The 26,844-nt window shown below is 67.9% G+C and carries 20 protein-coding genes and 1 pseudogene; 9 read left to right on the top strand and 12 right to left on the bottom strand.

The annotated features are described in order from the left end of the window. Positions 1-64: 64 nt before the first annotated feature. The 5 genes from QEG98_RS09380 (at position 65) to QEG98_RS09360 (ending at position 8,165) form a co-directional block, all read left to right on the top strand. Positions 65-1,960 (top strand): FAD-binding oxidoreductase, encoded by a 1,896-nt coding sequence (locus QEG98_RS09380; RefSeq protein ID WP_316566475.1) that lies wholly within the window; start codon positions 65-67, stop codon positions 1,958-1,960. Further along, positions 1,960-4,566, top strand: a complete 2,607-nt coding sequence (locus QEG98_RS09375) for an SDR family oxidoreductase (RefSeq protein ID WP_316566474.1) — start codon at positions 1,960-1,962, stop codon at positions 4,564-4,566. The genes QEG98_RS09380 and QEG98_RS09375 overlap by 1 nt, the downstream gene beginning before the upstream one ends. After that, positions 4,563-5,528, top strand: coding sequence for an NAD-dependent epimerase/dehydratase family protein (locus QEG98_RS09370; protein ID WP_316566473.1), 966 nt, complete (start codon positions 4,563-4,565; stop codon positions 5,526-5,528). The genes QEG98_RS09375 and QEG98_RS09370 overlap by 4 nt, the downstream gene beginning before the upstream one ends. Before the next feature lie 113 nt (positions 5,529-5,641). Further along, a complete protein-coding gene (locus QEG98_RS09365; protein ID WP_316566472.1) occupies positions 5,642-7,183 on the top strand; it encodes a gliding motility protein in 1,542 nt (513 codons plus the stop codon). A 220-nt stretch (positions 7,184-7,403) separates the two neighbouring features. Continuing rightward, entirely contained in the window at positions 7,404-8,165 is a 762-nt protein-coding gene (locus QEG98_RS09360) for a hypothetical protein (RefSeq protein WP_316566471.1), read from the top strand. A gap of 188 nt (positions 8,166-8,353) precedes the next feature. Here QEG98_RS09360 and QEG98_RS09355 read toward each other — a convergent pair whose 3' ends face one another. Further along, the gene (locus QEG98_RS09355; RefSeq protein ID WP_316566470.1) at positions 8,354-9,727 is read right to left on the bottom strand and encodes a carotenoid oxygenase family protein; all 1,374 of its coding nucleotides are present in this window, start codon (positions 9,725-9,727) and stop codon (positions 8,354-8,356) included. 99 nt (positions 9,728-9,826) lie between these two features. Here QEG98_RS09355 and QEG98_RS09350 point away from each other — a divergent pair, with 99 nt between their 5' ends. Continuing rightward, complete coding sequence (locus QEG98_RS09350; RefSeq protein ID WP_316566469.1) at positions 9,827-10,480, top strand: TetR/AcrR family transcriptional regulator; 654 nt, start codon at positions 9,827-9,829, stop codon at positions 10,478-10,480. A 149-nt stretch (positions 10,481-10,629) separates the two neighbouring features. On the opposite strand, the gene QEG98_RS09345 is transcribed toward QEG98_RS09350, so the two are convergent. Then, positions 10,630-11,115 carry a PQQ-binding-like beta-propeller repeat protein gene (locus tag QEG98_RS09345; RefSeq protein WP_316566468.1) on the bottom strand — a complete coding sequence of 162 codons (486 nt, stop codon included), beginning with the start codon at positions 11,113-11,115 and terminating at the stop codon, positions 10,630-10,632. 427 nt (positions 11,116-11,542) lie between these two features. On the opposite strand from QEG98_RS09345, the gene QEG98_RS09340 reads away from it, so the two are divergent. Next, positions 11,543-13,621 carry a sodium-translocating pyrophosphatase gene (locus QEG98_RS09340; protein WP_316566467.1) on the top strand — a complete coding sequence of 693 codons (2,079 nt, stop codon included), beginning with the start codon at positions 11,543-11,545 and terminating at the stop codon, positions 13,619-13,621. A gap of 394 nt (positions 13,622-14,015) precedes the next feature. Next, positions 14,016-14,222, top strand: a complete 207-nt coding sequence (locus QEG98_RS09335; protein ID WP_090494560.1) for a hypothetical protein — start codon at positions 14,016-14,018, stop codon at positions 14,220-14,222. A 151-nt stretch (positions 14,223-14,373) separates the two neighbouring features. Here QEG98_RS09335 and QEG98_RS09330 read toward each other — a convergent pair whose 3' ends face one another. The 3 genes from QEG98_RS09330 to QEG98_RS09320 are packed head-to-tail and all read right to left on the bottom strand — an operon-like array spanning position 14,374 to position 19,033. Beyond that, on the bottom strand, positions 14,374-17,988 hold the full coding sequence (locus QEG98_RS09330; RefSeq protein ID WP_316566466.1) for an Ig-like domain-containing protein: 3,615 nt from the start codon (positions 17,986-17,988) through the stop codon (positions 14,374-14,376). 14 nt (positions 17,989-18,002) lie between these two features. Further along, positions 18,003-18,344 carry a helix-turn-helix domain-containing protein gene (locus tag QEG98_RS09325; protein ID WP_316566465.1) on the bottom strand — a complete coding sequence of 114 codons (342 nt, stop codon included), beginning with the start codon at positions 18,342-18,344 and terminating at the stop codon, positions 18,003-18,005. A 38-nt stretch (positions 18,345-18,382) separates the two neighbouring features. After that, the gene (locus QEG98_RS09320; RefSeq protein WP_316566464.1) at positions 18,383-19,033 is read right to left on the bottom strand and encodes a DJ-1/PfpI family protein; all 651 of its coding nucleotides are present in this window, start codon (positions 19,031-19,033) and stop codon (positions 18,383-18,385) included. Positions 19,034-19,107: 74 nt separating this feature from the next. Between QEG98_RS09320 and QEG98_RS09315 the strand changes: the two genes are divergently transcribed. Next, positions 19,108-19,953, top strand: coding sequence for a dienelactone hydrolase family protein (locus QEG98_RS09315; protein ID WP_316566463.1), 846 nt, complete (start codon positions 19,108-19,110; stop codon positions 19,951-19,953). 237 nt (positions 19,954-20,190) lie between these two features. Here the strand turns inward: QEG98_RS09315 and QEG98_RS09310 are convergent, their stop codons facing one another. From QEG98_RS09310 to QEG98_RS09280, 7 genes and pseudogenes are all read right to left on the bottom strand, one after another. Next, on the bottom strand, positions 20,191-20,895 hold the full coding sequence (locus QEG98_RS09310) for a hypothetical protein (RefSeq protein WP_316566462.1): 705 nt from the start codon (positions 20,893-20,895) through the stop codon (positions 20,191-20,193). Positions 20,896-21,008: 113 nt separating this feature from the next. Continuing rightward, on the bottom strand, positions 21,009-22,505 hold the full coding sequence (locus tag QEG98_RS09305; protein ID WP_316566461.1) for a DHA2 family efflux MFS transporter permease subunit: 1,497 nt from the start codon (positions 22,503-22,505) through the stop codon (positions 21,009-21,011). A 128-nt stretch (positions 22,506-22,633) separates the two neighbouring features. Then, entirely contained in the window at positions 22,634-22,972 is a 339-nt protein-coding gene (locus QEG98_RS09300) for a hypothetical protein (protein ID WP_316566460.1), read from the bottom strand. Between the two features lie 83 nt (positions 22,973-23,055). After that, on the bottom strand, positions 23,056-23,967 hold the full coding sequence (locus QEG98_RS09295; protein WP_316566459.1) for a type II CAAX endopeptidase family protein: 912 nt from the start codon (positions 23,965-23,967) through the stop codon (positions 23,056-23,058). 66 nt (positions 23,968-24,033) lie between these two features. After that, positions 24,034-24,597: an RNA polymerase sigma factor gene (locus QEG98_RS09290; RefSeq protein WP_316566458.1), complete on the bottom strand. Its 564-nt coding sequence runs from the start codon at positions 24,595-24,597 to the stop codon at positions 24,034-24,036. Continuing rightward, a complete protein-coding gene (locus QEG98_RS09285; RefSeq protein ID WP_316566457.1) occupies positions 24,594-25,103 on the bottom strand; it encodes a hypothetical protein in 510 nt (169 codons plus the stop codon). Before QEG98_RS09285 ends, QEG98_RS09290 begins: the two co-directional genes overlap by 4 nt. Before the next feature lie 112 nt (positions 25,104-25,215). Continuing rightward, a pseudogene (locus QEG98_RS09280) lies at positions 25,216-26,622 on the bottom strand (IS3 family transposase). Between the last annotated feature and the right edge of the window lie 222 nt (positions 26,623-26,844).

Here is a 26,844-nt window from a genome sequence, read left to right as displayed (position 1 = left end):
GCGCACCTGCGTAACCCGCGCGCGTTGACGGGGAAGAGGGCCCTGTGTACGACTGCGAGTGACCATGGCTAAACAATCAGGTTTGCTGCGCCGTCTTGGGAATGTGGCGCTGAATGAGGTGAGCGAGCGCTTCGGCAGCCCGTCACCCACGCCTTCCTCCGGAGACACGCGCTTCACGCCGCCGACGCCTGCCGCGTCGAAGGACGAAGAATCACTCGAAGGCTGGGGCTTCGCCGACACGCGTTTCGTGGTGAAGCCCGACGGGAGCACCGTCCTCACGGGCACCCGCTACAACATCAGCAATGTCGCGCTGCCAGACTTGATGCCGTGGTTCGCCGGCAAGCTGGCCTCGCCGCTGGGGTACGACAATCGCAACGAGCCGCACTACCCGCCCGAGATTCCCGCGGCGAAGAAGAACGACAAGCTCGTAGCAGCGCTGCGCGAGTTCCTGAAGGAAGAGCAGCTCACCGACGACCCCAAGCAGCGCCTGCGCCGTGGCCATGGCCACACCGGCGGTGAAATCTGGGCCATCCGCTACGGGAAGCTGGACCGGGTGCCCGACCTCGTCGTCTTCCCGCGCGGCCACGATGAGGTGGTGCGACTGGTGGAGGTCGCCACCCAGCACGGCGCCTGTGTCATCCCCTTCGGCGGCGGCACCAATGTGACGGAGGCGCTGCGCATCCCGCTCTCCGAGGAGCGCCTGGTCATCGCCGTCGACATGCGGCAGATGAACCGGATTCTGTGGGTAGACCCCGTCAACCGCATGGCCTGCATCGAGGCGGGCGCCACGGGCCGTCACCTGATGGAGGAGCTCGCGAAGTTCGGCTTCACCATGGGCCATGAGCCGGACAGCCTCGAGTTCTCCACGCTCGGCGGGTGGATTGCCACGAACGCCAGCGGCATGAAGAAGAACCGCTACGGCAACATCGAGGACCTGGTGCTCGACATGCAGGTCGTCACGCCCCAGGGCATCGTGGAGCGCCCGCGCCAGGCCCCCCGTGAGAGCGTGGGCGTCAACCCGCGCCAGTACATGTTCGGCAGCGAGGGCAACTTCGGCATCGTCACCACGGCGGTGGTGAAGCTGTTCCCCCTCCCTGAGGTGCAGCGCTACGGCTCGGTCATCTTCCCCGACCTCGAAACGGGCCTCTCGTTCCTCTACGCGCTCCAGCAGTCGGGCGCGGTGCCGGCCAGCGTGCGGGTGATGGACAACACCCAGTTCCACTTCGGCCAGGCGCTCAAGCCGGCCAAGCACGGGCTGGCCGCGAAGGTGAAGAGCGAGGTCGAGAAGGCCGTGGTGACGAAGCTCAAGGGCTTCGACCCGTACAAGCTCGCCGTGGCCACCCTCGTCTTCGAGGGCTCGCGCGAGGAGGTCGCCTTCCAGGAGAAGACGGTGTACCGCATCGCCTCCGAGCACGGCGGCATGAAGGGCGGTGGCGCCAACGGTGAGCGCGGCTACCAGCTGACCTTCGGCATCGCGTACATCCGGGACCTCACCTTCGAGCACTGGGCCATCGCCGAGAGCTTCGAGACGAGCGTGCCGTGGAGCCGTGCCATGGACCTCTACGAGCGCGTGCAGCGCCGCGTGGAGAAGGAGCACGCCGCGCTGGGCCTTCCGGGCAAGGTCTTCTTCACCGGCCGCTTCACGCAAGTCTACCAGACGGGCGTGGTCATCTATTTCTACCTGGGCTTCTACGCGCGCGGCGTCAGCGACCCGGTGGGCGCCTACGCGGCGCTCGAGCATGCGGCGCGTGAGGAGATCCTGGCCGCTGGTGGCTCGCTGTCGCATCACCACGGCGTCGGGAAGATTCGCCGCGACTTCCTGCCCGAGGTGTACTCGGAGGCCGCGCTGGCCCTCAACCGCAAGGTCAAGGCCGCCATCGACCCCGACAACGTCTTCGGCGCGTCGAACTGCGGAATCAACGGCCCGGTGGCCCTGACCCCGGATGAGGAGGCGCACTGATGTCCCGCCACGTATTTCTCACCGGCGTTACGGGTTTCGTTGGCAAGGTGGTGCTGGAGGCGCTGCTCGCGCAGGGCGTCGAGCGCGTCACGGTGCTGGTGCGCGAATCGAAGGACCGCCAGGGCCGCGTGCATTCGGCGGCGGAGCGCTTCGCGAAGGTGGCGCAGGCCGAGTGCTTCTCGCGCCTCCAGCCCGGCTGGACGGAGCGCGTCGCGGTGGTGAGCGGCGACCTCGAGCAGCCCGCTTGCGGCCTGTCTCCCGCTGACGCCGACGCCGTGCGCCAGCACGTCACGCACGTCGTGCACTGCGCCGCCAGCGTGGAGTTCGACCTGCCGCTGGCGCAGGCGACCTCGGCCAACATCCGGAGCGCGCTGTCGGTGCTGGAGCTCGCGCGCACGTGCCCCAAGGTGGTGGGCATGGTCGACGTGTCGACGGCCTACGTCAGCGTGTGGCGGCCCGGCCCCATCGAAGAGAAGCTGGCGCACCTGCCGAAGCCCGCCGCGGAGCTCTACGAGGCCTTCCAGGTGGCGCAGGGCGACGGCCGCGAGTGGCTGGAGCTCACCGGCCACCCCAACACGTACACCCTCACCAAGAGCGTCGCCGAGCACCTCATCTGCGAGCGCCGCGGCCACGTGCCCGTCGTCATCGTGCGCCCCAGCATCGTCTCCGCGGCCCACCGCACGCCCTTCCCGGCCTGGCTCGACAGCCCGGCGGCGCTCGCGGGCTGCCTGCTGTACAGCGGCCTGGGCGTGGTGCGCGCCTTCAACGCCGACCCGTCGGTGCGCCTGGACGTGGTGCCGGTGGACGTGGTCGCCAGTGAAGTCGTGCGTTCGGTGTTCGGCCCCATGCCGAAGCCCGGCCAGGCCGTTCCCATCGTTCACGCCACCATGGGTGTGCAGCGCGCGCTGCGCATCGACATGGCCGCGGCGTCGACCATCGAGTGGTTCAAGCACCGCCCCGGCGTGGTGAAGGCGCCCGACATGTTCGTCGGCCGCAAGGACCACGGCTTCGACGCGGTCGACTTGATGCGCCGGGAACTGCCGGTGCAATTGCAGAAGGCGGCGCTCGCGCTCTTTGGCCAGGCCAAGGCGCACCGCCGGCTGGTGCGCGCCGACGAGAAGGTGCAGTACCTCAACGAGGGCTTCGCGTACTTCACGCACCACACCTTCGACTTCGTGCGCAGCGAGCCGCTGGAGGTCCCCGGCTTCGACCCCTTCGAGTACGTGCGCGTGGTGAACGAGGGCATGTACCGCCACCTGCTGTCGCGCGATGAGAGCCAGGTGTCCTTCGCCGGGCCGAAGCACGACGACGCGCGCGGCGACCGGGCGTGGGTCCAGGAGCGCGGCGTGGGCAACACCACGCACAAGGTGTTTGGCTATGCGCTGCGCAAGACGTTCCGCCACTGCACCAGCGACGTGACGTTCGACCGGCCGTCGTTCGAGCGCGCGATGGCGCAGGTGCCTCCCGGCACGCTGGTGGTGCTGGCGCCCACCCACCGCAGCTACTTCGACTTCCTGCTGACCAGCTACCTGTGCTTCCAGCACCCGGAGCTGGGCATCTCGATGCCACACATCGCCGCCGCGGAGGAGTTCGGCCGCATCCCCGTGGTGGGCCCGATTCTCAAGGACTCGCAGGCCTTCTTCATCAAGCGCGGCGTGGGCCGCGAGGTGCCGGAGCTGGGCGAGGAGCTACGCCGGCTCACCGAGAAGAACGCTTCGCTCATGTTCTTCGTCGAGGGTCAGCGCAGCCGCGCGCGGCTGATGCTGCCGCCCAAGCGCGGGATGTTGCGCGCGCTGCAGAACACGAAGCGCCAGTTCGTCGTGTTGCCCGTCGCCATCTCCTACGACCGGCTTCCTGAGGAGGCGTCCCTGTCGGAGGAGCTGTCCGGCAAGCCGCGCCCGAAGATGACGCTCACCGGCGTGCTGTCGTGGCTCGCGAAGCTGACGCGGGGCCAGGTGCAGTTGGGCCGTGTGCATCTGTCGTGTGGCGCGCCGCTGGCGCTCAACCCGGACACCGACGTCCGCGCGCTGAGCCATGCGCTCATGGCGGAGCTGCAACGCCACACCACGGTGAGCAGCTTCCATCTGCGCACGTTCCTCGCCGAGAACCCGATTCCGGGCGTGGATGAAGCGTGGCTGCGCGAGGCCATCGAGCGCCGCGGAGGCCGCGTGCTCGACAGCGACCTGCCCGTCCCCAGCCCCCTGTCTCCCACGCTGGCACACTCGCTCCGGAACCAGTGGCAGCACTGGTTCGCCGGTGATGTGCTGGCCCGGCAGCCCGGCAACCCCGCGCTGGAAGACCACCTGTCGCGCTACCGTTGGTGCGCCACGCCGCTGGCCGAGCTGAGCGACGCGCGCGTCGACGCCGTGGTGAAGGCGCTCTTCGAGCCTGTCGTGCGTGACTACCAGGAGGCGACGAAGGTGCGCGCGCCCGACGAGTTGAAGGCCGTGGCGGTGACGCACCGGCCGCACCTCGATGGCGTGGTGCAGGCGCTGGTCTCGCGCGACATCGTGAAGCCCGCGGGTGACAACTTCGAGTGGGGGCCGAACGCGGCGGAGCTCTCGCGGTTCCATGAGGCATGCGCCTGGCGCGGGGTGCAGCCGTGAAGACACTCGTGACGGGAGCCAGCGGGTTCCTCGGACGCAACCTGCTGGAGACGCTGGGCGACGACGCCGTGGCGCTGGTTCGCTCGCCGCTGCCGAGCCCGGTGGCCCAGGTGTCGGGCACGCCGCTCGACCCTGACGCGTGGCTGTCCCAGGCCCAGGGCGTGAAGGTGCTGATTCACTCCGCGGGAATGGTCCACCACAGCCGGCAGCACGCCGACGAGATGGTGCGCTTCAACATCGACAGCTCGCTGGCCATGGTGCGCGCCGCGAAGGCGCTCGACGCCCGGCTGGTGCTGGTGTCGACGTCAGGCACGGTGGGCTGCTTCTCCCATCCGACCATCGAGGCGGACGAGCACTCCCTCTACGCCGAGGCGCTCGTGGGCCGGTGGCCCTACTACCTGTCGAAGATTCACGCCGAGCAACAGTCGCGGAAGCTGGCGAAGCAGCTCGGCGTGAAGATGACGGTGGTGCGGCCTCCGGTGCTCCTCGGCCCCGGGGACACCTTGGGCCGCTCGACGACCAACGTGGCCCGCGTGCTGAACGGGCGCCTCCCCTTCATCCCCACGGGAGGCATCGCCTTCACCGACGTGCGGGACGTGGCGCATGCGCTCGCGGTACTGACGAAGAAGGCGGACTGGCGGGACACGTACCACCTGCCCGGCACCGCCCTGCCCCTGCGCACCTTCTTCGAGCGCGTGGGCGAGGTCGCCGGCATCCGGGTGAACCGTCCCGGCGTGCCGACGCTCGTCGTCGACGGGCTCGCGAAGCTCGGCTCCCACGTGCCGCTCAAGAAGCTCCCGGACCCCGTGGTGCTCGAGATGTCGACGTGCCACTGGGGGTTCAAGACGCTGTGGAGCCACGAGGAGCTCGACTACCGGCCGCGGAGCCACCGGCAGACCCTGAGCGACACGGTGGCGTGGCTGCGCGAGGCGCAGGCGCGGCAGACGCCCCTGGCGGGCTGAAGTCTGGAGGGGCAGCGCTCCGTCGCCGCCCCTCCCCCTCAAACAACGCGGGAGCGATGCGGCACATGGCCTAGACTGGGTCCGAACCACCCCTCTTACGGACCCGGTCGACCATGAAGCCCACGCCAGGAGACATCTTCGTCGTCCACACCCCTCGGCTTGACGCCTACACGGCGGTCCAGGTGACCGCCCTGAAGGTCGAGGGGAAGGACGAGCTGGCCTGTGTGCTGGCGCTGGACTGGGTGGGCCCCTCCCTGCCCGACGCCGCCACCGTGGCGGCCATGGCCCCCGCCAACATCAACTTCTTCTTCTGGAAGGACCACCGCGTCCACGTCTGGGCGTCCGCCGACGTTCCTCGCGGATTCACCCGGGTGGGCCACCGGCCGCCCCTCGTCGTCGAGGACGTCAACAGCTACAGCGGCTGGCCATCCGGCAGCGACCTCTACAATCAGCGCCGCTGGGAGGCCATCCCCCAGGCGCAGCGCGACCTCTTCAAGCAGATGGACGCCGCACCCGACAACCGGGTGCTGTTCACGGTCGGCGACATGGAGGTACTCCGCTCGACGCAACGGCTGGATACGGAGCAGCTCGCCGCCGCGTCTGACCTGTCGGTGTTCGAGGCGCTGCCGATTCTGACGTCTGTCAATGCGGACGCCCCCATCCCCGGCCTGTTCGACTTCATCCGGCGCCGTCCCTTTGTCTATGAATCAGAGGTGCTCAAGCATGGTGAGCGCCGGGTCGACCTGCGGGGAGCCCAACTGACCCAGCTCACGCTCGACATCACGGGCGTCCACGAGCTCTATCTGAACGACGGACTGGAGCACCTGTCCCTGCTCGGCCAACCCGACCCGGCGCTGAAGATTCACGGTGAGGCGGATGGGCGCTGGCTGACCTTGGGCCTCGAAGCTCCGGACAAGCCCTGGTCTGGCCTGGACACACTGGACAGCCTGCATGTGGCGGCCGCGCGCGACGTGGATGCCTCGCGCATCGTGCGGCGCTTCCCAAACCTGACGGAGCTGCGCATCTGGGGCGCCCCGGGCTTCCTCAGGAACACCGCCGAACTGGCGAAGCTCCCGGCCCTGGCCATGCTGACATTGAGCGACCTGTTCGGGATGTCACCCGACGAGTTCCCCGGCCCGGAGCAGCTCCCCCACCTGGGAATGCTCTGGCTGACGAGCATTCCCGCGGGCGTCGCCGCCCAGGTGAAGAAAGCCTACAAGGCCGCCGCGCGCGAGGGCCTGGACCTGTCGGTGCGACAGCCGCGCAAGGCCGACTGGCTGGCGGAGAACCTGGACAACCCCTTTCGCGTCTGGGACGGGGCCGACAACATCACCCCGGCCCAGGCGAAGAAGGCCGCGGCGCTGTACCGCCAGGCACGGTCGGCCGCGCTCAAGGCCGTCTCCGAAGGGGACCGCTCCCCCGCTGCCCTCGTGTCCGCGCTCACCCCCATCGTCACGACCTACACCGATGGCTTCAACAAGCTGGATGCCCGCAACACCTTCATCTTCACCGAGGAGCGTGAGCAGATTTATCTCGCGCTGATGGGCATCTTCGACGCGGTGGATGAAAAGCTCCAGTCCACGGAAGGGACCCCCGCCGAGCCGCTCAATCGAGAGGCCCTGGTGTCGGTGATGGACTCGATTCGAGACTTCTAGGGTGATTCACCGAATGCCCGCATCGCGCAATCCGGCTGTTTTGCGTAACAAATTTGTATCAATCCACAGGAGACAGCCGGACGCAGTCATTGAATTTTTTCACATGCCCAGAGGCATGTAACGTCCGTTCGCGTGCTCCAACAGGACATCTGTCCATTCCGTATCGGAACACTTATTACCGTTTAAAACGGGCAAATCTGGCGTGCTATCTTCCGCCGCCATGCGCACTTCCCTCAGCTTCGCGTCCCTCCTCGTCGCTTCTTCCCTCACCGCTGGCTGTCTCGGTCCCGAGACGGACACTGATACGGATGCGGTTCAGTCCATCGAGCAGCAGGCCACGGACCCCCTGTTCCGCGTCCACAACATCGTCGAGGCGGTGCTCCCGGCCGCCAACTACGACGGTGTCGCTGGCGACGAGTGCATCGCGCTCGTGAACCCCGAGCACCGCCTCCGCAAGATCATCATCGTCGAGACGGCCGGTGCCAACGGCGCTTGCGCGCTCAATGCCTACAGCGCTGGCGGCGCCCTCAGCTTCACCTGGGGCGACACCACCGTCTACCAGGGCCCGGCCGGTATCGCCTCCATCCGCGCGGCGCTCTCCGACACGGATGGCGCCGTGCACCGCCTCACCGGCACGCTCACCTCCGAGGCCACCACCCTGGCCCACCTGCAGTCCTTCCTCACGCAGACCTACGCCCAGCAGGCCAGCCAGCTCGCCACGTTCACCGCGGAGCGCGTCCACTCCCGCTACGACTTCGAGGGCCAGGAGCAGGTCTACGCCGAGGCCGCCTACCAGGCCGTCCGGGTCACCCAGCCCTGTGAGAACCCCGGCTACCCGACCCTCGAGGCCCGCATCCACAACGGCTTCGTCTATGGCTACACGGCCAGCAACACGGGCAGCTGCCACAGCGGCTGGTTCACCCGGCGCTACGTCTACAACCGCAACTGGCAGCTCGTCGACAGCTACGAGTACTCCGAGTAGTCCGCCACGCCGCGGCTTGATGCGGCAGGCAGTCGCCGTTGCTCATTGATGGCCATGGATTGGCCTCTCGCGCGAAGCTGTCCAGCGGGAGGCCATCCATGAGCGCTTCGTCCAGCAGAGCGGCCGGGCACAGCGCTCCCTCGGGCTGAAGCAGGTTCTGACCTCGCGCCACCAGGCAGCGAAGGACATCACATCGCGGCGAAACTGCCGTGAAACGTCACGGGGATGGCCTGGTCGAAGTGAACGGTCGCCAGCGGACCGTCTTCGAGATGCTCGCCGTCGAGCACCGCGACGTAGGAGTGGTCGGTCGTCGAGTCGAACACGAGGTCGAGCACGAAGGTGGCGTCCTGCGACGCCTCGCGCGGCACGAGCACGGGCTCACTCGGCACATGTCCGGCCGGGAGTTCCCACTCGGTGCTCCTGCCCCGGTCGAGGTCGATGCGCGTCACCCCCAGGATGTTCCGGTCCATGACGTTCCGCTCGGTTTGCGCGAACACCGTACCGTGCCGCGCGCCATGCAGTCGCGGATGCACCTGAGGAAAGTCGCAGGGAACGTCGAAGAGCTTCGTCTCACGCGCCGTGCCGGACTTCAGGTCGAGCTTCACTCGCGTCAGCAACGGGAGGGGCCCGGTCGATTCCATTTCTCCAATCTCCCCGAGCGAGAACTCGGGGTAGCGGCAGAAGTCGACACATGGACCGTCCGCGTCCTCGAAGGCGTTCGAGAAATGCCAGAGCCAGAAGGGGGCGAGCTCGAACGTCCGGGGTGAATGGATGGCATCGAGCGGGACGACGATGAGCCGCGCCCCCAGCTCAGGCCTCCACCGAAAGAGCTGGGTGACATCTCCAAGGCCGACCATGGCGCGCAGGAGATTCAACTGCACGGGCCCCACGAACAGGATGAGGTGCCGCTCCGTCGCCATGAAGTCATGCACCATGCTCTGCCAGGGCGCCTCCACGGTGCCGAGCTTCGACGGTTCCCCGTCGTCCGGCAGCGCGTACAGGTCGATGTTCATCTTCCGGCCATACCGGACCCCGAAGTTGAACGTCGTCCGCAGCGAAGCGACACGATGAGGGTGTGCGGAGAAGGCCCCCGTCACCACGCCCAGTCCCGTGGCGTCGAGCGTCTCCAACGTCGCGGGGTCCATCTCCTGGAGCAGGCCGTTCTCCATCAGTGCGAAGAGCCGGTCCTTCCACAGGAAGGTCGAGGTGTTGCCCGTGGTCTTCGCCATGTCCTTGCTCGCCGACCGCATCCGATCGAGCCACGACGCGGATGACGTGTAGAGAAACCGCCCCGCGCGCTCCTCCGCACGGTAGCCGGCGCTCTCCACGATGCGGCTCGCGCCCTGCGCGCCACCGCCGTCGAAGCGCACCGCCGTCACGGCGCCATCCGCCTCGAACGCATGCGCGATTCGCGTGCCAAATCGCTCGAAGAGGCCCGGTCCGGCGCGGAACAACGTCCCCCGGAGGTACTCGGGGAGCCGGCCTTCGACCCGCAGCGGCTCGAAGCCATGGGGACGGGAGAGGGACCGCAACAATGGACTCACGGAATTCGCGCTGCGCATCCGCTGCTCCTGGAGCGATGAAATCTATGCCGAGGCACAAAGTAAGTGACTCTTACTTACTTTGCAACAAAGGCCCGTCCATCTACCCTGGCTCCACGCATGGCCACGAAGACGCGAGCACGCCCGTACCACCACGGGGACCTCAAGCACGCCCTGCTGGAAGCCAGCATCGAGCTCATCCGCGAGGAAGGCGTCGACGCGCTCACCGTGGCGGAGGTCGGACGCCGCGTGGGAGTGTCCTCCGCCGCGCCCTACAAGCACTTCGCGGACCGACTGGCCCTGCTGCGTGCGCTCGCGACGGAGGGAAACCGACGGCTCAACGCGACCCTCATCACCGCGACGGAAGGGACAACGGACCCGCAGGAGGCCTTCCGGCGCTCAGGGGTCGCCTACGTCCGGTGGGCCGCGGAGAACCCGGCCCTGTACCGCATCGCGACGGACCCGGCGTACATCGACTACGCGGGCCCGCATCCGGACGAGGAAGTCCCCGAGCCGCTCAAGGGCTCGATGGACACGTTCTGGCCGGAGCTGTCGAAACTCGTCCGGTCCGGGAGCGAGCTCCCCACCTCACATCCATTGATGGAGCAACTACGAGGTCGCGCGCTCGCGCAGGGGTTGGCGAACATGTTCGTCAGCGGCGTGTTCGACTCACTCGGAATCGCCACAGCCGACGCGGAGCGGCTTGCCCGCGCCATCACCGGTGAGGACGTCCCGGCCACGACACGCAAGGGCAAGACTTCGCGGACGCGTTGAGCCGCAGGCACCAGGATTGAAGAGGACCTCCTCCTCCGCGAAGACCACGGCGCCGTGAACGATGCCCTGTACCGCAGGATTGTCGAGACACCAGGTGGGTCGTCATCAGGCCGCTTGCTTCTTCATCAGTTCCCGCCTGGCCCGCCGGCTCAGGTCACCACGCGTGCCCGCGCGCCATGGATCCCCATCTGCAGTTGGAGCGAGTAGCTGCCCCCATCCCCATGTTCGCTGGTTCGCGTCCATTGGGGCCGGCCGGAATCCGCCGCGAACGCGACGAGGACGTCTTGGTACGCGACGATGACCTGCCCGTCTTCCACCAGCACCGACGCGGACGTGAAGTTCGGCGCATGAGCCGGCGCCACGCGCTGCGTCCAGAGCGGGCGCCCACTCTCGTAGTCGAGCACGTGGACATCGAGGAAGACGCGCTTCTTCAAGACGCCATCGGAGCCGCCCGCGAACACGAACACTCGCCCATCCCGCACCTCCACGTGCGTGGGACGCGGGCGCATCCCTGGGACCGATTTGCCAGGAACGGGGAACGTCCATGCGGTACTGCCGTTCATGCGGTCATAGGCCGCGACCAGGCCATTGAAAGCCGTGACGAGGAGCGGACTGGACGGGTGCGGTGCGTTCATGCAGCGCTCCGTTACCACAGAAGCCCAGAGCACCCGCCTCCGCCCCCGGCCTGAGCGCACGGGGCCCACGGTGCCCCCGGGAGAAGGCCGCGCCATGGGCGTCGCCCCCTTGGACACGGGGCCTTGGATACGTACTGGCCCGTATCTTTCGTAGAATCGCGAGTGAGTCCGGGCACTTGGGGCCCTGGTGATGCAGCCACCCACCCTGCCTGTCATCCGGACTCGGGCCCCGCCTGAGCGCCGGCCCAGCGCTGGAGGCCGTAACGCACCCGCCCAGAACGTTGGTAGGACTCCCAACCTGCTGGGGCGCGCCTAGGAAACTCCCAGATTGCGCTGAAATCAACTATACGCGCTCCGTACAAATTTCGCGGCACACGAGCGACCCGGTCGGCGAGGTCAGGCTCCCGGGACGTCTCTGGAGGATTGGATGGAGTTGTCGAGTCTCGAGTCGAGTTTCTGGGCAATCGCACCGGGCGTGGTCGGCGCCGTGGGGCTGCTCTTCGCTGCGGTCTTCTACTTCCGCGTCAAGGCGCTCCCGGAGGGTGACGCGACGATGAACCGCATCGCGGGCTACATCCGCGAAGGCGCGATGGCGTTCCTCGTCCGCGAGTACAAGGTGCTCGCCGCGTACTGCGCGGTCATCGCGGTGCTCATCGGCCTGGCACTGGGACCGATCGCCAGCGGGAGCTTCGTGCTCGGCGCGTTCCTCTCACTGTTCGCCGGCTACATCGGCATGAAGGCCGCGACGTTCGCGAACGTGCGCACCGCGCAGGCCGCGCGCACCGGCTCCAAGCCGAACGCGCTGCTGGTCGCGCTCGACGGTGGCGCGGTCATGGGCCTCGCCGTCGCCGGCCTGGGCCTCATCGGCATGGGCGGCGTCTACTACGCCTTCCGGGGGCATCCGCAGCTGTCCCCCGTCCTCCACTCCTTCGCCGTGGGCGCCAGCTCCATCGCGCTCTTCGCCCGCGTGGGCGGCGGCATCTACACCAAGGCCGCTGACGTCGGCTCCGACATCGCCGGCAAGGTCATTGAGAACATCCCCGAGGACGACCCGCGCAACCCGGGCGTCATCGCCGACAACGTGGGCGACAACGTGGGTGACGTGGCCGGCATGGGCGCCGACATCTACGAGTCCATGGTGGCCGCGATTGTCGCCGCCATGGCCATCGCGCTGACCGCCAGCGCGGCGGACCTCTCCCGCCTCGTGGTGGACCCCTCCGCGACCGGGAGCGCGAAGGTGGCGGGCGTGGTGATTCCCCTGGTGCTGTCCGCCGTGGGCCTGGTGGTCAGCCTGCTGAGCATCTTCATCGCGCGCGCGCTCAAGCACATGAACCCCGCGCAGGTGCTGCGCAGCGCCCTCATCCTGCCCCCGGTCATCCTGGTGGGTCTGTCCTTCGTGATGATGCAGGTGTTCGGCCTGTCCCAGGCCATCACGGTGGCGCTGGCCGCGGGCGCCTTCGGCGGCGCCGTCATCGGCCTCGTCACGGACTACTACACGTCGTCCACGCCGGTGCAGCGCATCGCGGAGGCCTCCGTCACGGGCGCGGGCACCAACCTCATCCGCGGCCTCGCCGTCGGCATGGAGAGCGTGGGCATCCCGATGGCCACCATCGCCCTGGTGGCCTACATCGCCGACCAGGCGCTTGGCCTGTACGGCATCGCGCTGGCGGCCGTGGGCATGCTGGGCGGCACCGCCGTGGTGATGACCGTGGATGCCTACGGCCCCATCTCCGACAACGCCGGCGGCATCTCCGAGATGTCCGGCCTGGGCCCCGAGGTCCGCGCCATCACCGATGAGCTGGACGCGGTCGGCAACACCACGGCGGCCATCGGCAAGGGCTTCGCCATCGGCTCGGCGACGCTCACCGTCATCGCGCTCTTCTCCGCCTTCAACCTCGAGGTCAACCACACGCGCGTCGCCGCGGGTCTGCCGGAGATGAGCCTGCAACTGACCAACCCGAACGTCATCGTCGGCCTGCTGCTGGGCTCCATCCTCCCGTTCCTGGTGGGCGCCTCCACGATGCTCGCCGTGGGCCGCGCGGCCGGTGCCATCGTCGAGGAGATTGGCCGTCAGTTCCGCGAGATTCCGGGGCTGATGGAGCTCAAGGCGGACCCGGACCCCAAGAAGATCGTCGACATCGCCACCAAGAGCGCCCTGCGCGAGATGATCTTCCCGGGCATCGTCGCCGTCGTCGCCCCGCCCCTGGTGGGCTACCTGCTGGGCCCGGGTGCGCTGGCGGGTCTGCTGGCCGGCTCGCTCGTCGTCGGCGCCACGATGGCCCTCTACATGGCCAACGCGGGCGGCGCGTGGGACAACGCCAAGAAGTTCATCGAGAAGGGCAAGCTGCCGGGCCACGCGAAGGGCTCGGCGGTCCACAAGGCCGCCGTCGTCGGTGACATGGTCGGTGACCCGTTCAAGGACACGTCCGGTCCTGGCGTGGCCATCCTCATCAAGGTCATGAGCGTCGTGTCCCTGCTCGTGGCCTCGCTCATCGCGCTGCGGTAGTCGCACCGGTGCAGCGCCTCGGATACCGAGGCGCCGCGCCACACCCGGCAGCTCGCACCGCGCGGCCCCATCAGCCGCGCGGTGCTCCGGAGCGCCGGAGGGAAGCCAGGGCAAGCCTGGCCACCTGCTGTCCCCACCCCGCCGGCACCGCGCCTCCAGGCAGCGGCCCGGACCTCGGGGGAGCGAACCGAACACCCCCACCCCTGCCTGCCCGGGAGTGCCCTGGGCAGCGGGCGGGCGCGCACTACACTCATGGTGTACCGCGACCACCTGCGCGACAGGCCTCAGGTGCGGCGGCACCGGCCTCAGCGGCCTGACGTGCGCGCGTTCGCACCCGTGTCCTCCGGGGAGAGGGAGGCGTGTCTCCGTTGTTCCGGTGTCAGAGAGGTGACCCATGGTCCTGGAGCTCTCCCAGCAGCAGATCCACCTCCTCCACGTGTGCCTGTCTGAAAGCATCGCGGAGTTACATGACGAGGTCCTTCACACCGACGAGCGCGACCTGCGCGAAGCACTGAAGCGCAGGCTCGACCAGTTGCAGGGCATCCAGCAGCAGGTGGAAGCCTTGATGCAAGGAGCCCAAGAAGGGGCGTCTCCTGGCTGAATACAGCTTCCACGCTGCTCGAGAATGCAGCCGGCCTGGAGCGAGAGGCTGCGGTGCTCCAGGCCGATGTCGCGGGCGGCGCGGCAGTCCCCCGGCTGACCTCGAGCACCGCGAACGCGGACGTCGTCGCTCGCGGGCCAGGCTCAGCCGGTCACGGTCCCCACACCGGCCCGCTTGGGGTGACCGTCATCGCTTGCACCCCCGCGCGCAGTGGCGCCGGAGTGACCGTGCCGCTGGCGGCGTAGCCGAAGCTGCCGCCCGTGCTCTCAATCCCCTTCTCGAAGCGGACCACCGCGCTTCCGCGGGTTGGGTGACTCAACGTCACGCTGTACGCGGTCGCCGTCTCGTCGAGCGTGAGCTGCAGCGCCGCGCTGTCAGCCACATCCTTGGCCTGCACGACGTGAAGGAAGTGACTCACCACCTCCCCGCGGGTCTCAATCTCTCCACGGAACTGGCCCACCGGGTACGGGTAGGTGCCATCGCCGCGCACCGGGCCGCGCTCGTCGACGATTCGCCGGACTGGATTGGCTGGAACCAGGGTGCTGACCCGCAGCTGCTGCCCGCCACTGTTCGCGGACCAGGTGTTGCCCATGAGCACCGGTGACTCCGGGAAATGAACCAAGAAGGTCTTGGCAACCGTGGCGTCATCCCGTGCGCTTTCGAGCCGGTCGAACACAATCAGGGTGTCGAGCGGACGCACGAGCAAGGTCTCACGCACCACCCGGCCCGCGTGGGGGTTGCCGACCTCGGCCTCTCGGTGGGCCCACTCGGCGTTCAAGTCATACACGCCGGTGAGGTCGACCGCGGCGTAGCTCGCCACGGACGACGACTCCAGGCGCAGCATTTGCGGCGCGTGGTGGTAGTAGCCGACCGTGCCCCGCCCCTCGAACAAGAGCGTGTTGTGCCCCACGGGCGACGCGCAGTCGACCGCCGCGCCACCGGCGTATCCGACGATGGAGTTGGCGTAGCCCACCGTCTCGCGGGTCAGGAACTCGCCCGCGCGCCACACCTGGAAGTTGCCGGAGTCGCGGTGCTCATGGCCCGCGTTGGCCGTCACACCGAACTGCAGGTTGACCAGGGTCGCGTCGGGCGCCCACGCCGTCTTGGCGTACACCATGCCCAGTCCGGGTGCGTGGTAGTCGAGCGGCAGCTCCGCGAGGTCACGAGACGGCACCGCCGCCAGCGTGTCGCTATAGACGTACCGGATGAGTCGGTCGTCAATCGGATGGCCGGTGAGCTCCAGGAAGCGCTTGGCATAACCCGCGATGGGCTGGTCCGACCACTCCTCGATGAGCGGGGCGAAGTAGCTGCCCAGCGACGTCTGCGCGGTGTTGCTGGGATTCCACCGGTTCAGCCAGCGCTCGTCGTCATTGAATGGGAAGGTCTCGAACAGCTGGAACTGACCCCTCCGGGTGGGCCCCGGCGTGGTCGAGTAGATGGACCAGAAGACCGACGCCATGAAGTAGTCGGTCTGGTTCCACATGTCGTGGCCATACAGGCCCAGCGTGGTGAACGGCACCGTCATGTAGCCGAACGTCCGGCGGCCGTAGGTCGAGCCCTCGTGCGGCGCGCCGCCTGCCGCCGGCCCATCCAGATAGGGCCGCAGCGAGAAGGCCCAGCGTGACTTCATCGCGTACTGCAGGAGCTCGTTGGCGAACGGCTGGTTTTCATGCCAGCTGGCAATGGCCCACAGGAGCGCGTTGCGGAAATACCCCGTGTAGTAGTTGTTGCCCTCCATGCCGATGCCGCCCCACGGATTGGCGTTGAGCGACTCGATGGCGAAGTTCCAGCGGTTGATCAGAAGCGTGCGCTCCGCCGGAAGCAGGTGGGCGAAACACCAATCGTAGGTGAGGATGGCCGCCTCGCCGTACCAGCGGGCCGGATCGCTCGACACCGTGTTCTCGGAGATGGGAATCTCGGTGCGCACCGCCCAGTCAATCGCGGCGCGGCACGACGCCGGGGTGCCGGTGAGCAGCGAGTGCATTGCCGCATCGATGGCCTGCTCGGGCAATTGCACGTTCGCGACGGGCGTGTACGGGTGCTGCGCGAAGTACGCCTGGGCCCGGGCCAGCCGGTCCGCCGTGAACCACACCCGCGGATGCGCCACCGGGATATCGAGCACCACGGGCGGCCCGTTGGCGATGGTCAACATGACGGGCGCCGAGGTGGTCTGGTTGCCGGCGCGGTCCCGCGCCACCGCCGTCATCGGGAAGGTGCCGTCCCCCAGCAGCGTGGTGGAGACGTTGATCCAATAGGGATAGCTGAGGTCTTCGGGCCCGAAGTCCTGTCCGTTCACCTGCAACTGCACGCCCGCAACCCTCACATTGTCATGGGCGTCGACCCTGACTTGGAGGGTACCGCCCACCGTCACGCCGCTCTCGGGCGCGACGATTTGGACCTGGGGCGGCGTGACGTCAGGAGGCGGCGCGCTCACGTTGATGGATACCGGCGTGGAGACGGTGACATTGCCAGCCGCATCGCGGGCCACCGCGGTCAGCTGCCTGAGCCCATAGGGCTGTAGCGCCTCGGTGTCGAGCGTCACCGACCAGGGGGCGGCCACGTCCGGCGCGCCGACCTGAACGCCGTCGAGCTCGACGTGGACCCGGGTGACGCCCACGTTGTCGCTCGCGCTCATCCGCACCGTGAAGGGACCGCTGACCGTCTCTCCCGCGACGGGCGCGGTCACCTGCACCTCGGGAGGCGTGGTGTCGACAACCACGTTGGCGATGGTGACGAGGATCGGCGCCGAGGTGGTGAGGTTGCCAGCGGCGTCGCGCGCGTGCGCGGTCAACACATGGTTTCCATTGCGGAACAGGCGGGTGTCGAGCTGCGTCGAGTCGAGGTTGCGGCCGTCGATGCGCAGCTGCACGCCGACGACGCCGACATCGTCGCTCGCGTCCACGGTGATGCCGACCACGCCCTGCACCGTCGCGCCCGCCGCGGGCGCCGTGATTGCAACGGACGGAGGCGTGGTATCGCTGCGCGGCGCAGGCGCGGTGTACTCAATGGTGAGGAGCGGCCGACGCTCCGGCTGGGTGGCCAGGCTGGTGAAGACCTTGGCCACCTTCCCAACCTTCGAGTTCGCCAACATCACGCCCTGGTTGGTCGACGGGTCGTCGACCCACGACTGCACCACCGCCACGTCGAGTGGCACGTCGTGCACGCTCACCGTGCCCGGAAACGTGGAGACCTCGAACGACGAACCGGCGACCAGGTCCGTCCCCTGCCCGACCGCCCCCAGCCGGTCCCACTCCAGCCCATCGTCGCGGAACTGCCATCCCAGTCCGTTGGCCCCCAGGTTCCAGGGCGCCTGCACGTACGCGCCTCGAATCGAGAAGTCGCTGGTGTAGGTCTCCACCGCGAAACGCAGCGTCGCGCTCTGAACCACCGCCCCAGCCGGCACGCCCGTCTGCGGGAAGCGCAACAAGGCCTCGACCTCATAGTCCTCGGTCTGGAACACCCCGAGCAGCGCCTGATTGCGATGCGCCGCGCCGTTCTGCGTCATGCCTTGGCTGGTGATGGCCACCGCCTCTGACACAGTCACCGGCGAGGTCACAGCCCGCAGCGCGGTCCCCGTGCCAGCTTCCGACGCATCATCCTTCGTGCATCCCGTGAGCAAGAGCGCGCCAAGCACTGCTGCCCATACCCCAGCCATACTGCTTATTCTTGAGTTCATTGGCTGGCAGCTATTACCGCACCAGTAACGGGAAGTCCAAAGGGGCGTCTGCGTTTGCGCTGCCAGCCCCGCTGCACGGGGGCAGGACATCTCTGCGAAAGCCCTCAGGGCGCCGGTGATTCGCGCGCTTTCAGCGGTGAGCGCCGGGCGCGTGAGTTGCCGTGCCTTCCTCGTGGCGTCTCTCCGACGTACCGCCGGAACACGCGGCGGAACGCAGCGGTGTCGGCATACCCCACCCGGGCAGCGACATCTTCGACCGACGCATGGGTCGTCTCGAGCAGGTGGGAGGCGTGAGCCACGCGCACCCGCTGCACGAACTCGAGCGGCGTCATGCCCAGCCCGGCCTGCACCCGCCGCGCGAGCGTGCGCGAGGAGGTGGCAGCGGCACGGGCGAGTTCATCGAGCGTCAGCTGCCGGCCCAGATTCGCGGCGACGAATTGCTCCACGGCACGAAGCGCCGGGTCCGAGACTCGGAGGTGCTCCATCACCATGTACCGGCCTGTGAGACACGCTCGTCGAGCACGAGGTAGCGGGCCACCAGGTGCGCGAGTGATGGGCTCGCGACCCGCGCGACGATGGCCAGCACCAGGTCCGCATGCGCGAAGGCCGAGCCCGCGGTGAGGACGCCGTCGCTCTCGACAACCATCCGGTCCGGCTGGAGGGCGACCTCGGGGAAGCGACGCACGAATGAGGGGACGAGCCACCAGGTCGTCGTCGCGCTCCGCCCCGCGAGGAGGCCGGACGCCGCGAGGACGAAGGTCGCGGAGCACGAGGCCGCGACCCTGGCGCCCTTCGCCGCCGCGCGCGCGAGCAACGTGATGCCGCGCGCCGCATCGGCACGCGAGAGCAACCGCTCGATGGCGCGCTCGCTCGCCGCGGAGAGCCCAGGTACCAGCAACACGTCTCCAGCCTTCACACCTCGGAGGCTCAGCGCGCCGTCCACGGAGACGGTGCGTCCCGTGCTCGAGCGGACCGGCTGACCGTCGAGCGACACCACCCGCTGACGCAAGACCTGGGCACCCCGGGGAACCGTGGCGAGCCCTGCCTCGACGAGTCGTGCGGCCGTGTCGACCACATCGAGCCCCACGCCCAGCGAGCCCTCTGCCACGCCATCGAACACCACATGCGTAATCACGGTGGCAAGAATAGCCCGTTCATTGTCAATCTCGCCACTGGTCGCGGAGGCTGGACTTCCCGCATCGTCCAGGCATGCGTCCCTCCACACCTGACTCCACGGCCGACGACCCTCTCGATGACTTCGCCCGGCGGCCCCTCACCCTCAACGACGCCATGCGAACGGTCTACGTCGCCGGCCACGGCCCCGCCGTCATCGTCATGGCCGAGATGCCAGGCATCAGCCCGCACGTCGCCCGCTTCGCACGTTGGGTCCGCGACGCGGGCTTCACTGTCTACATGCCTTCGCTCTTCGGCAGGGACGGTGCCTACCCTCGCACGGAGGAGGGGCGCGCCATCATGCAACGCGCCTGCGTGAGCGCGGAGTTCCGAGCGTTCGCGGCGAATGAGTCGAGCCCCGTGACGCAGTGGCTGCGTGCCCTGGCACGCCTCGCCCATGAGGAGTGTGGCGGTCCGGGGGTCGGCGCGATTGGGATGTGCTTCACGGGGAACTTCGCGCTCTCGATGATGCTCGAACCCGCGATGCTCGCTCCCGTCATGTGTCAGCCGTCGCTGCCCCTGAGCGACGCCGGCGCGATTCAACTGGCGCCTGACGAGCTTGCCGCCGTGAAGGAGCGCCTCGAACGTGACGACCTGACGGTGCTCGCCTATCGGTTTGAGGGAGACCGATTCTGCACGGCGCAGCGATTCCAGGCCTATACGGCCGCGCTCGGAAAGCACTTCGTTCCCCGAGTGCTGCCTACGTCCGCCGCGAACCCAACGCCGCCCCCCTTCTTCGCGGAAGTCGTCGGGTGTGCCCACAGCGTCGTGACTGCCCATCTCATCGACGCGGAGGGAGAGCCCACTCTCGCGGCGCGAGACGAAATCCTCGCCTTCTTCGCTCAGCGGCTGGGACGCGAGGGAGCACAAAGCACGGCGTGATGCGCCACTCGCCCCCGAGAACAGCCAGAGTGAATGGCCGCGAGCTCGGCCCGGGCGACTTCACTCGGCTCCGCGTCCACAGCCCACCTGAGTGCCTGCACCTGGCACTCAGGCGCGGGCTTGGAGCAGATAGGCATGCTAAAGCAGTGAGTGGCCCAGGTGGCTCCAGAGCGAGCCCTGGGGAGCGGCACCATTCCTCACGAAGACCGCGACAAGAGGTATCTGCATCACGCCAACTCAGGGGAGAGCAGCGCCGGCGCCCGGCCGCGCCGCAAGAAGCGCCGTGGCCAGTTCCGCAAGGGCCCGCGATTGCGTCGCAGAGAGTCGCACCGCGGGCCGCGCGCGCTGCACCATTGAGAGCGCGGACGACGCATCCAACGCATCACCTCGGGCAATGAGGAGCGCGGCCGCAATCATGCCGGTGCGTCCGTGCCCTTGCGCACAGTGGATGTAGAGCGCACCAGAGCCGACAGCCAACTCACGCAGGACAGGGGTCACTCTCGCTACGGGCAGAATCGAAGCATCAAGGATGGGCAGGGAGACATACCGGCCCGCGCGACGAATTCCTTCCGGTTCGACGAACTCAGACGTCAGATCGAGCACGGTCACGATGCCGTCCGGAAGCTCTCCCGCCAGCAATCGTCTTCCAATGAAAACGCCTGGCACCACTTCGTCGAACGCACGCTCTCGCGACAGCCATCGCACCAGATGCCAGGCGCCCCATGTCAGCAAGAGATAAGGCAGGAGCAGGATGACTGCCCAGGGCTGCATCCGCCCGTCCACGCGCTTGCCGAAAGCGTGTTCGCCCAGTCCAGCGTAGGCGAGTGCCACCAAGATGAAGCTCACCCCAGGCCACAACAGAAGCCACGCGACGCCGCCCAGTCGCAGGGCCAGGAAGGCAATCAGCACGGCAGCCATGGCGAAAACGAAGGCGTACTTCATGCGCGGCACAGCGTAGCCGGAACCGTGGGCGGCGACACGCCCATCCCGGAAGGGCGAATCACACGCGACATCTCGGGACTGGTGGCCCAGGTGCGAGAAGGCCGCCGCGCCCGCTAGCGAGCGCCCCGGGATGCTTCCAGTCCGCTCACGTGCTTGCGGACCATCAGGCTCAAGGGCACGGCCACCAGGGCGATGACAGTCGCCACCAGGTACACGTGGTTGATGCCCGTCACGAATGAGAGCAGCTCGATGTCACGACGCTCCGTCATCCCCTCCCGCGCGAGCACCTGCGCCTCCCGGGCCGCGAAGGCGGAGAGGAGCGACGTGAAGATGGCAATCGAGAAAGCCCCGAACACGTTTCGCAGCCAGTTGCTGATGGACGAGGCGTGGCCACTCAGCTCCCGGGAGAGCTGCTCCATGCCCGCGTTGCTGGCCGGCATGATGGAGAGCGAGATGCCCACGTTCCGGACCAGCATCCACATCAGCACGTAGGTGTGGGAGACGTCCGGCGTCAGGCGGCTCAAGGCGTACGTGCCGCCCGCAATCAACAGGACGCCCGCCGTCATGAGCGTGCTCGGCCCGAGCGTGCCGTACATGCGCCCGACCAGAGGCATCAGGAGCGCCATGGCCAGGGAGGCCGGGAGAAGAATCAACCCCGTCTTCAGCGGCGTCACACCCTGGATTTCCTGAAGAAACAACGGGATGAGGAACGCGCCCGAATAGAGGCTGATGGTGATGATGCTCGAGATGAGCAACGTCACCACGTAGCGGCCGTTGGCCAGCACCCGCAGGTCCAGCAGCGGCGCATGCGTCCTCAGCTGGCGGACGACGAAGTAGACGAGTGACACCGTCCCCAGCACCGCCAGCGACACGGTCTTCGCATCCGTCCATCCCCAGGCCCGCCCCTGACTCAAGGCGATCAGCAGCGCCAGCGTTCCGGTGATGACGGTGAGCAGCCCGGGGAAGTCGAACGCCTTCGGGACCTCCAGGCGGTAGTAGGGAACGGTCCGCACCGCCATCGCCACGGCGGCGAGGCCCAGCGGCACGTTCATGAAGAACAACCACCGCCAGTTGCCCAGCGTCATCAGCCAGCCCGCCAGCGTGGGCCCGAAGGCGGGAGCGAGCATCGAGGACAGCGTCCAGAGGCTCGCGGCCAGCGCCTGCCGTTCACGCGGCAGCAGCTGGTAGATGAGCGTCATCGTCACCGGCATGATGGCGCCACAGAACGCGCCCTGGACGAACCGGAAGGCCACCAACGCGCGCGTATCCCAGGACACCCCACACAGCACGGAGGCCACGAGGAAGCCCACCAGGCTGGCCACGTACACCCACTTGAAGCTGAAGCGTCCGCCCAGATAGCCGGTGAGCGGGGCGCTCGTTCCCATGGCGAGCATGAAGCCCGTCAGGGTCCACTGCACGGAGGACAGCTCCGCCCCGAAGTGCCGCTGGAGTTCAGGAATGGCGATGGTGATCGTGCTGGAGCTCAGCACCGACATGAACGACCCGACAAATAGGGTGAACATGAACGGCCAGAAGCGGGGGACTGTCGGCTCGGCGGCGGAGTGCATGGGCGACGGCAGGCGCTGGAGCGCGAAACCGAAGCCACGCATGAATCACGGCTGACGCCGAGGGTCCAGCCGGAAGGGCCCCACCGCCGCCGGCCCTCGGCTGCGCGCTGCTCAGGATGTCACCGTGGGCCACCCAGCCAGCACCCCATTCCGCGGGGCGCGGCGGGCTGCTACCTCGACCACCCCGGCCCCACCGACATCTCGTAGTCGAGGCGAACCACTTCATTGATGCCCACCGAGAAGTCCGTGCAACGCCCGAACGTCGTGCAGATTCGATAGTCCCCCAGGGCCAGCGCGGCTTCGTAGAAGCCATCCTCGTTCGATGTCACGGAGGCCACGTCCATGTCCTGGGGCAGGGACTTGACCAGCAAGGTCATCGACCGCGGCTCGCGCTCACACCCAGAAGAACACACGTCATTGACATAGGAGGTCATCCCATAGACCCCCTGCGATATCGTCACGGCCTCTTGAGGGTCGACATCACCGCAGGCCACGCTGCTCAAGGTCATGACGGCGAGCGACGCCAAGTATCCTCGGGAGTTCATTTTCATCAGAACAGCCTACGCCTCAGCCCCATGAAAAACCAGACAGGCTATTGCGCAGACACCCGCTCCGTGAATGGCCTGTCATCGCCACGGCGGAGCATCAGGACTGTCCCCACCGCCAGCAAGGCAATGAAAGCAACGTCACGCATGGAATTCGGCTGGACGTCGACGAAGAGGCTGGCGGGCCGGAACATGACCGTCGCTGGAGCCGTGACGAGAAAGGCACACAGGTTCATGCCCGCGTGGAGTCCCATGGCCGCCTCCAGCCGTCCTGTCCGGAGCGTCACCCAGGCCAGGAGGATGCCCACCGTGAGGTAGTAGGCCGCCGACCACCCCGGCGTTCCCGAAGCCTCGGGGTTGGGCAGATGCGCGGCCCAGAACAGCAGGCTGCTCACCGCCACGGCCACCCACGGCCGAGGCAGGAGCCGGTAGACGCCCTGCATGAGCCACCCACGGTAGAGCAGCTCTTCCGCCGCGGCTTGGATGGGCGTGAGGACCAGCACGAGCGCCAGGGCCACGAAGAAGCGCGACGCGTCGAAGTTCAGGGTGAAGGACTCGCGGTCCATCAGGACATTCACACCCGCTGCCACGCTGAGCACGCCAAACGCACCGGCCGCCGCCTTCAGGAAGGGACGGACGCGGAAGCCCCCCTCCTGCCCCAGAAGACTCGAGAAGGGCCTCTTGTGCACGGCGCGGACACCGAGCGCCAGCGCAGCGATGACCACCGCGAACGACAGCATGCCCACCGCGAACGCCGGAAACGGCACTCCCTCCACGACGCCCGCCACCGGGTCGAACCGGAAGTCCGCGTCCCCCGAGCGGCTCGCCACCCGAAACAGGAACGCCGAATACGGCACGTTGAAGAGCACGACGGCCAGCCCGAGCAGGACTGCTGTCAGCACATACCGCCATGGCTGATTCCGCCCGCGCGACGCCTGCTCCAGATAGACATTGGACATGACCGTCTCCTCTCCGCAGCCATGAGACCGCGGGGTTGAACGACAACGTGGATGGAGCGCCCCAGGCTATGGGGCGGTGGATTCGAGCGCCGCCGCCAGCCGCTTGCGAGCCAGGTGCAAGCGCGACCACGCGGTGCCCTCGGGAATCCCGAGGACGCTGGCAATCTGGGCGTGTGACAGGCCTTCCACGGCGAAGAGCGACAGCACGGTGCGGTGCTCCAGCGAGAGCGTCCTCATCGCCACCTCGAGTCTGCGCCTCCGCTCCCGCGTCTCGAAGGTCTCCTCGATACCCGCCCGAGGGTCCGCCATCTCGATGTCGACCGCGTCGCCACGGTGACGCTCGCGCCGCGTCTTCGCGGCCACCGCGGCCCGCACCGCGATGCGATACGCCCACGTCGACAGCTGGGCATCCCCCCGGAACTGCGGCAGGGCCCGTTGAATCGAGAGGAACGTCTCCTGGACGGCGTCCTGGGCGTCACTCGGGTCCCGGGTGATTCCATGGCAGAGCACGTACAGCTTCCCGCTGAGCGCCTCGTACAGGTGGCGCATGACTTCCTCTCGCGCGGCGGCGTCGCCCGACACCACGGCGGCCCGGAGGGCCTCTTCATCGAATGGCACGCGCGGCGTCACGGCGCGACCTCGAGTTCTGCGCGCTCGCGCAGCAGTCGCGGCCTGCGCGTCCGAGCGAGGTAGACCGTCATGCCCAGGTTCACTCCCGCGGCAAACAGCAGGGTGACGACTCCCGGGAGCCCCTTGTCGCGCATCAGAAACGCTGTCGCCGCCATCGCGACCGCCATCGCCGGGAAGAGCCACAGGAGGGTGGCCAGGTTCTTGAGCTCCGTGTCGATGCGTGCCCGCCGCTGCGCCATCCACGCGTCCACGCCGACACTGGCCGCTTCGATGGCCCGTCGTTGAAGGCCGCGCAGGGTCAAGGCGAGCCCGCCAGCGAAGAGCGCTCCGACCGCCGAGACAATGGCCCACAACAGCAGGGGCGCCTCCGGTGCGAACAGAGGGCCCAGGAACACGCCCTGCCCCACGAAGGACCCGAGCGCGGCCCACGGGCCGTACTTCAGCCAGAAGCGGTCCTTCGCGAGCGCCCGCGAGACTTCCGCGTAGCGCGGCGCCTGAATGCTCACGCCGCCAAGCGCCTGGTCCAGCTCCGCCGACAGTGCCAGGGCCCGCTGGCACTCCGGACACGTCGCGGCATGCGGAACCTGTCAACGCGAGTGAGACAGTGAGTTCGAGAGATTACTGCGTAGCTTTCAGTGAGGCGGAGAGCCGCGCGGGGTCGTTTATCCAGACGGAGGTAGGCGGTGCCTTCGGCATGGGAGCACCGCGAGGAAGCGCTCAGGGTGAGCGGCGTAGGCAGCGGCGAGCACCGCAGCGCGGGCCGCGAGGCGCTCGGCCGCCGGCCAAGGTGCACGTCGTAGGGTGTCAACAGGCCGAGGCCGCCGTGGTGGTGCTCGTTGTTGTACCAACCGAAGAAGTCACTGAAGTGGCCGCGAGCGTCCTGGATGCAGCCGAAGGCCTCGGGAAAGTCAGGCCGGTACTTCATCGTTTTGAAGTGGGCCTCGCTGAAGGGGTTGTCGTTGGAAACGTAAGGCCGCGAGTGCGTCTTCGTCACGCCCAGGTCGGCCATCAGCAAGGCCACCGGCTTGGACGTCATGGAGGAGCCTCGGTCGGCATGAATCGTCAACTGGCCGGGTACTACGCCCTGGCGCTCGCACGTCAGCGCCAGCAGCTTCTTCGCCAGGGTGGCCGACTCGCGGTGGGCCACCATCCACCCGACGACGTAGCGGCTGAAGACGTCCAGGACGACGTAGAGGTAGAAGTACGTCCACTTCGACGGGCCGTGCAGCTTCGTAATGTCCCAGCTCCAGAGTTCATTGGGCTTCGTCGCGTGCAATTGGGGCACCGGGTGGTTCGGGTGGCGCAGCTGGTTGCGGCGCTCACGCACCTGGTGATTCTCAGCGAGCACCCGGTACATGGTGCGCTCGGAGCACAGGTAGCGCCCCTCATCGAGCAACTGCGCGTAGACTTCCGCTGGCGCCGCATCCTGGAATCTCGGCTCATGCAGCGCCGCGAGCACCTCGGCCCGCTGCTCGGGGGCCAGCGCCCGCGGTGAGCGGCTTCGGCGCGCCGGCCCGTGCTTGGGCCGTGCTCGTCGGTAGTAGGTGGCACGCGGCAGTCCCAGTGCCGGCACACCGGCGCCACGCCCAGTTCGCTCACCGCTTCCAGGGCCACGCCCATCAAAGCTCCTCGTCGGGCTTCGGCAGCTCCACTCCCAGGATTTCCGATACTTTTTTGGAGGTCCAGCAGGGCCTCGGCGCGCTTGAGGCGCACCTGGGCACGGGCCAGTTGCTTCTCCAGTTCGGCGACGCGTCGGGCGCTCGCATCGGGAACCTTCGCCGGTGGGCCTCGCTTCTTCGGGCTGCGGGCTGACAGCTCTCCCGCTTCGCGCTGGCGTCGCCACGCGCTCAGCAGCGACGAGTACAGCCCTTCGCGGCGCAGCAGCGCCCCAACCTCACCGGGCTGCGTGCAACGGTCTGCCTCCGCCAGCACCCGCAGCTTGTACTCCGCCGTGAAGCCTCGTCGCCTCGCCTTCTCCTCCACCTCGGTCTCCCGGACCCGAGCCTCTTCCACCACTGCGCTCATCGTTCCTGCCTGGGTCGCCCTGCACACTAAACTGCTGGGTACGAACTGTCTCACTCACGTTGGCAGAGAGGGATGCTGCTCCGCTTCCTCTTTCTCCCGCACGTCGAGAGCACCGTGGCGGCTCATCTCGAGCGCGAGCTGATACCCATCGCAACTCTTCGAGGTCATCCCTCCTCCTTCCGCCAGCTCAGAGGCGCGAGGAAGAAATCCCTTCACGGCAGG

This window comes from Myxococcus sp. MxC21-1, assembly GCF_032612255.1.
Taxonomy (GTDB): domain Bacteria; phylum Myxococcota; class Myxococcia; order Myxococcales; family Myxococcaceae; genus Myxococcus; species Myxococcus virescens.
Note: the sequence above shows the minus strand (reverse complement) of the source record. Positions and strands in the feature narration are given on the sequence as shown.

Coding starts and splice junctions, on each gene's coding strand:
- QEG98_RS09350 (WP_316566469.1), top strand. CDS start 9,827: ATGGCCACGAAGACGCGAGCACGCCCGTACCACCACGGGGACCTCAAG.
- QEG98_RS09305 (WP_316566461.1), bottom strand. CDS start 22,505: ATGCGTGGCTTCGGTTTCGCGCTCCAGCGCCTGCCGTCGCCCATGCAC.
- QEG98_RS09300 (WP_316566460.1), bottom strand. CDS start 22,972: ATGACCTTGAGCAGCGTGGCCTGCGGTGATGTCGACCCTCAAGAGGCC.
- QEG98_RS09355 (WP_316566470.1), bottom strand. CDS start 9,727: ATGCGCAGCGCGAATTCCGTGAGTCCATTGTTGCGGTCCCTCTCCCGT.
- QEG98_RS09375 (WP_316566474.1), top strand. CDS start 1,960: ATGTCCCGCCACGTATTTCTCACCGGCGTTACGGGTTTCGTTGGCAAG.
- QEG98_RS09360 (WP_316566471.1), top strand. CDS start 7,404: ATGCGCACTTCCCTCAGCTTCGCGTCCCTCCTCGTCGCTTCTTCCCTC.
- QEG98_RS09310 (WP_316566462.1), bottom strand. CDS start 20,895: ATGAAGTACGCCTTCGTTTTCGCCATGGCTGCCGTGCTGATTGCCTTC.
- QEG98_RS09315 (WP_316566463.1), top strand. CDS start 19,108: ATGCGTCCCTCCACACCTGACTCCACGGCCGACGACCCTCTCGATGAC.
- QEG98_RS09345 (WP_316566468.1), bottom strand. CDS start 11,115: ATGAACGCACCGCACCCGTCCAGTCCGCTCCTCGTCACGGCTTTCAAT.
- QEG98_RS09380 (WP_316566475.1), top strand. CDS start 65: ATGGCTAAACAATCAGGTTTGCTGCGCCGTCTTGGGAATGTGGCGCTG.
- QEG98_RS09335 (WP_090494560.1), top strand. CDS start 14,016: ATGGTCCTGGAGCTCTCCCAGCAGCAGATCCACCTCCTCCACGTGTGC.
- QEG98_RS09340 (WP_316566467.1), top strand. CDS start 11,543: ATGGAGTTGTCGAGTCTCGAGTCGAGTTTCTGGGCAATCGCACCGGGC.
- QEG98_RS09330 (WP_316566466.1), bottom strand. CDS start 17,988: ATGTCCTGCCCCCGTGCAGCGGGGCTGGCAGCGCAAACGCAGACGCCC.
- QEG98_RS09365 (WP_316566472.1), top strand. CDS start 5,642: ATGAAGCCCACGCCAGGAGACATCTTCGTCGTCCACACCCCTCGGCTT.
- QEG98_RS09295 (WP_316566459.1), bottom strand. CDS start 23,967: ATGTCCAATGTCTATCTGGAGCAGGCGTCGCGCGGGCGGAATCAGCCA.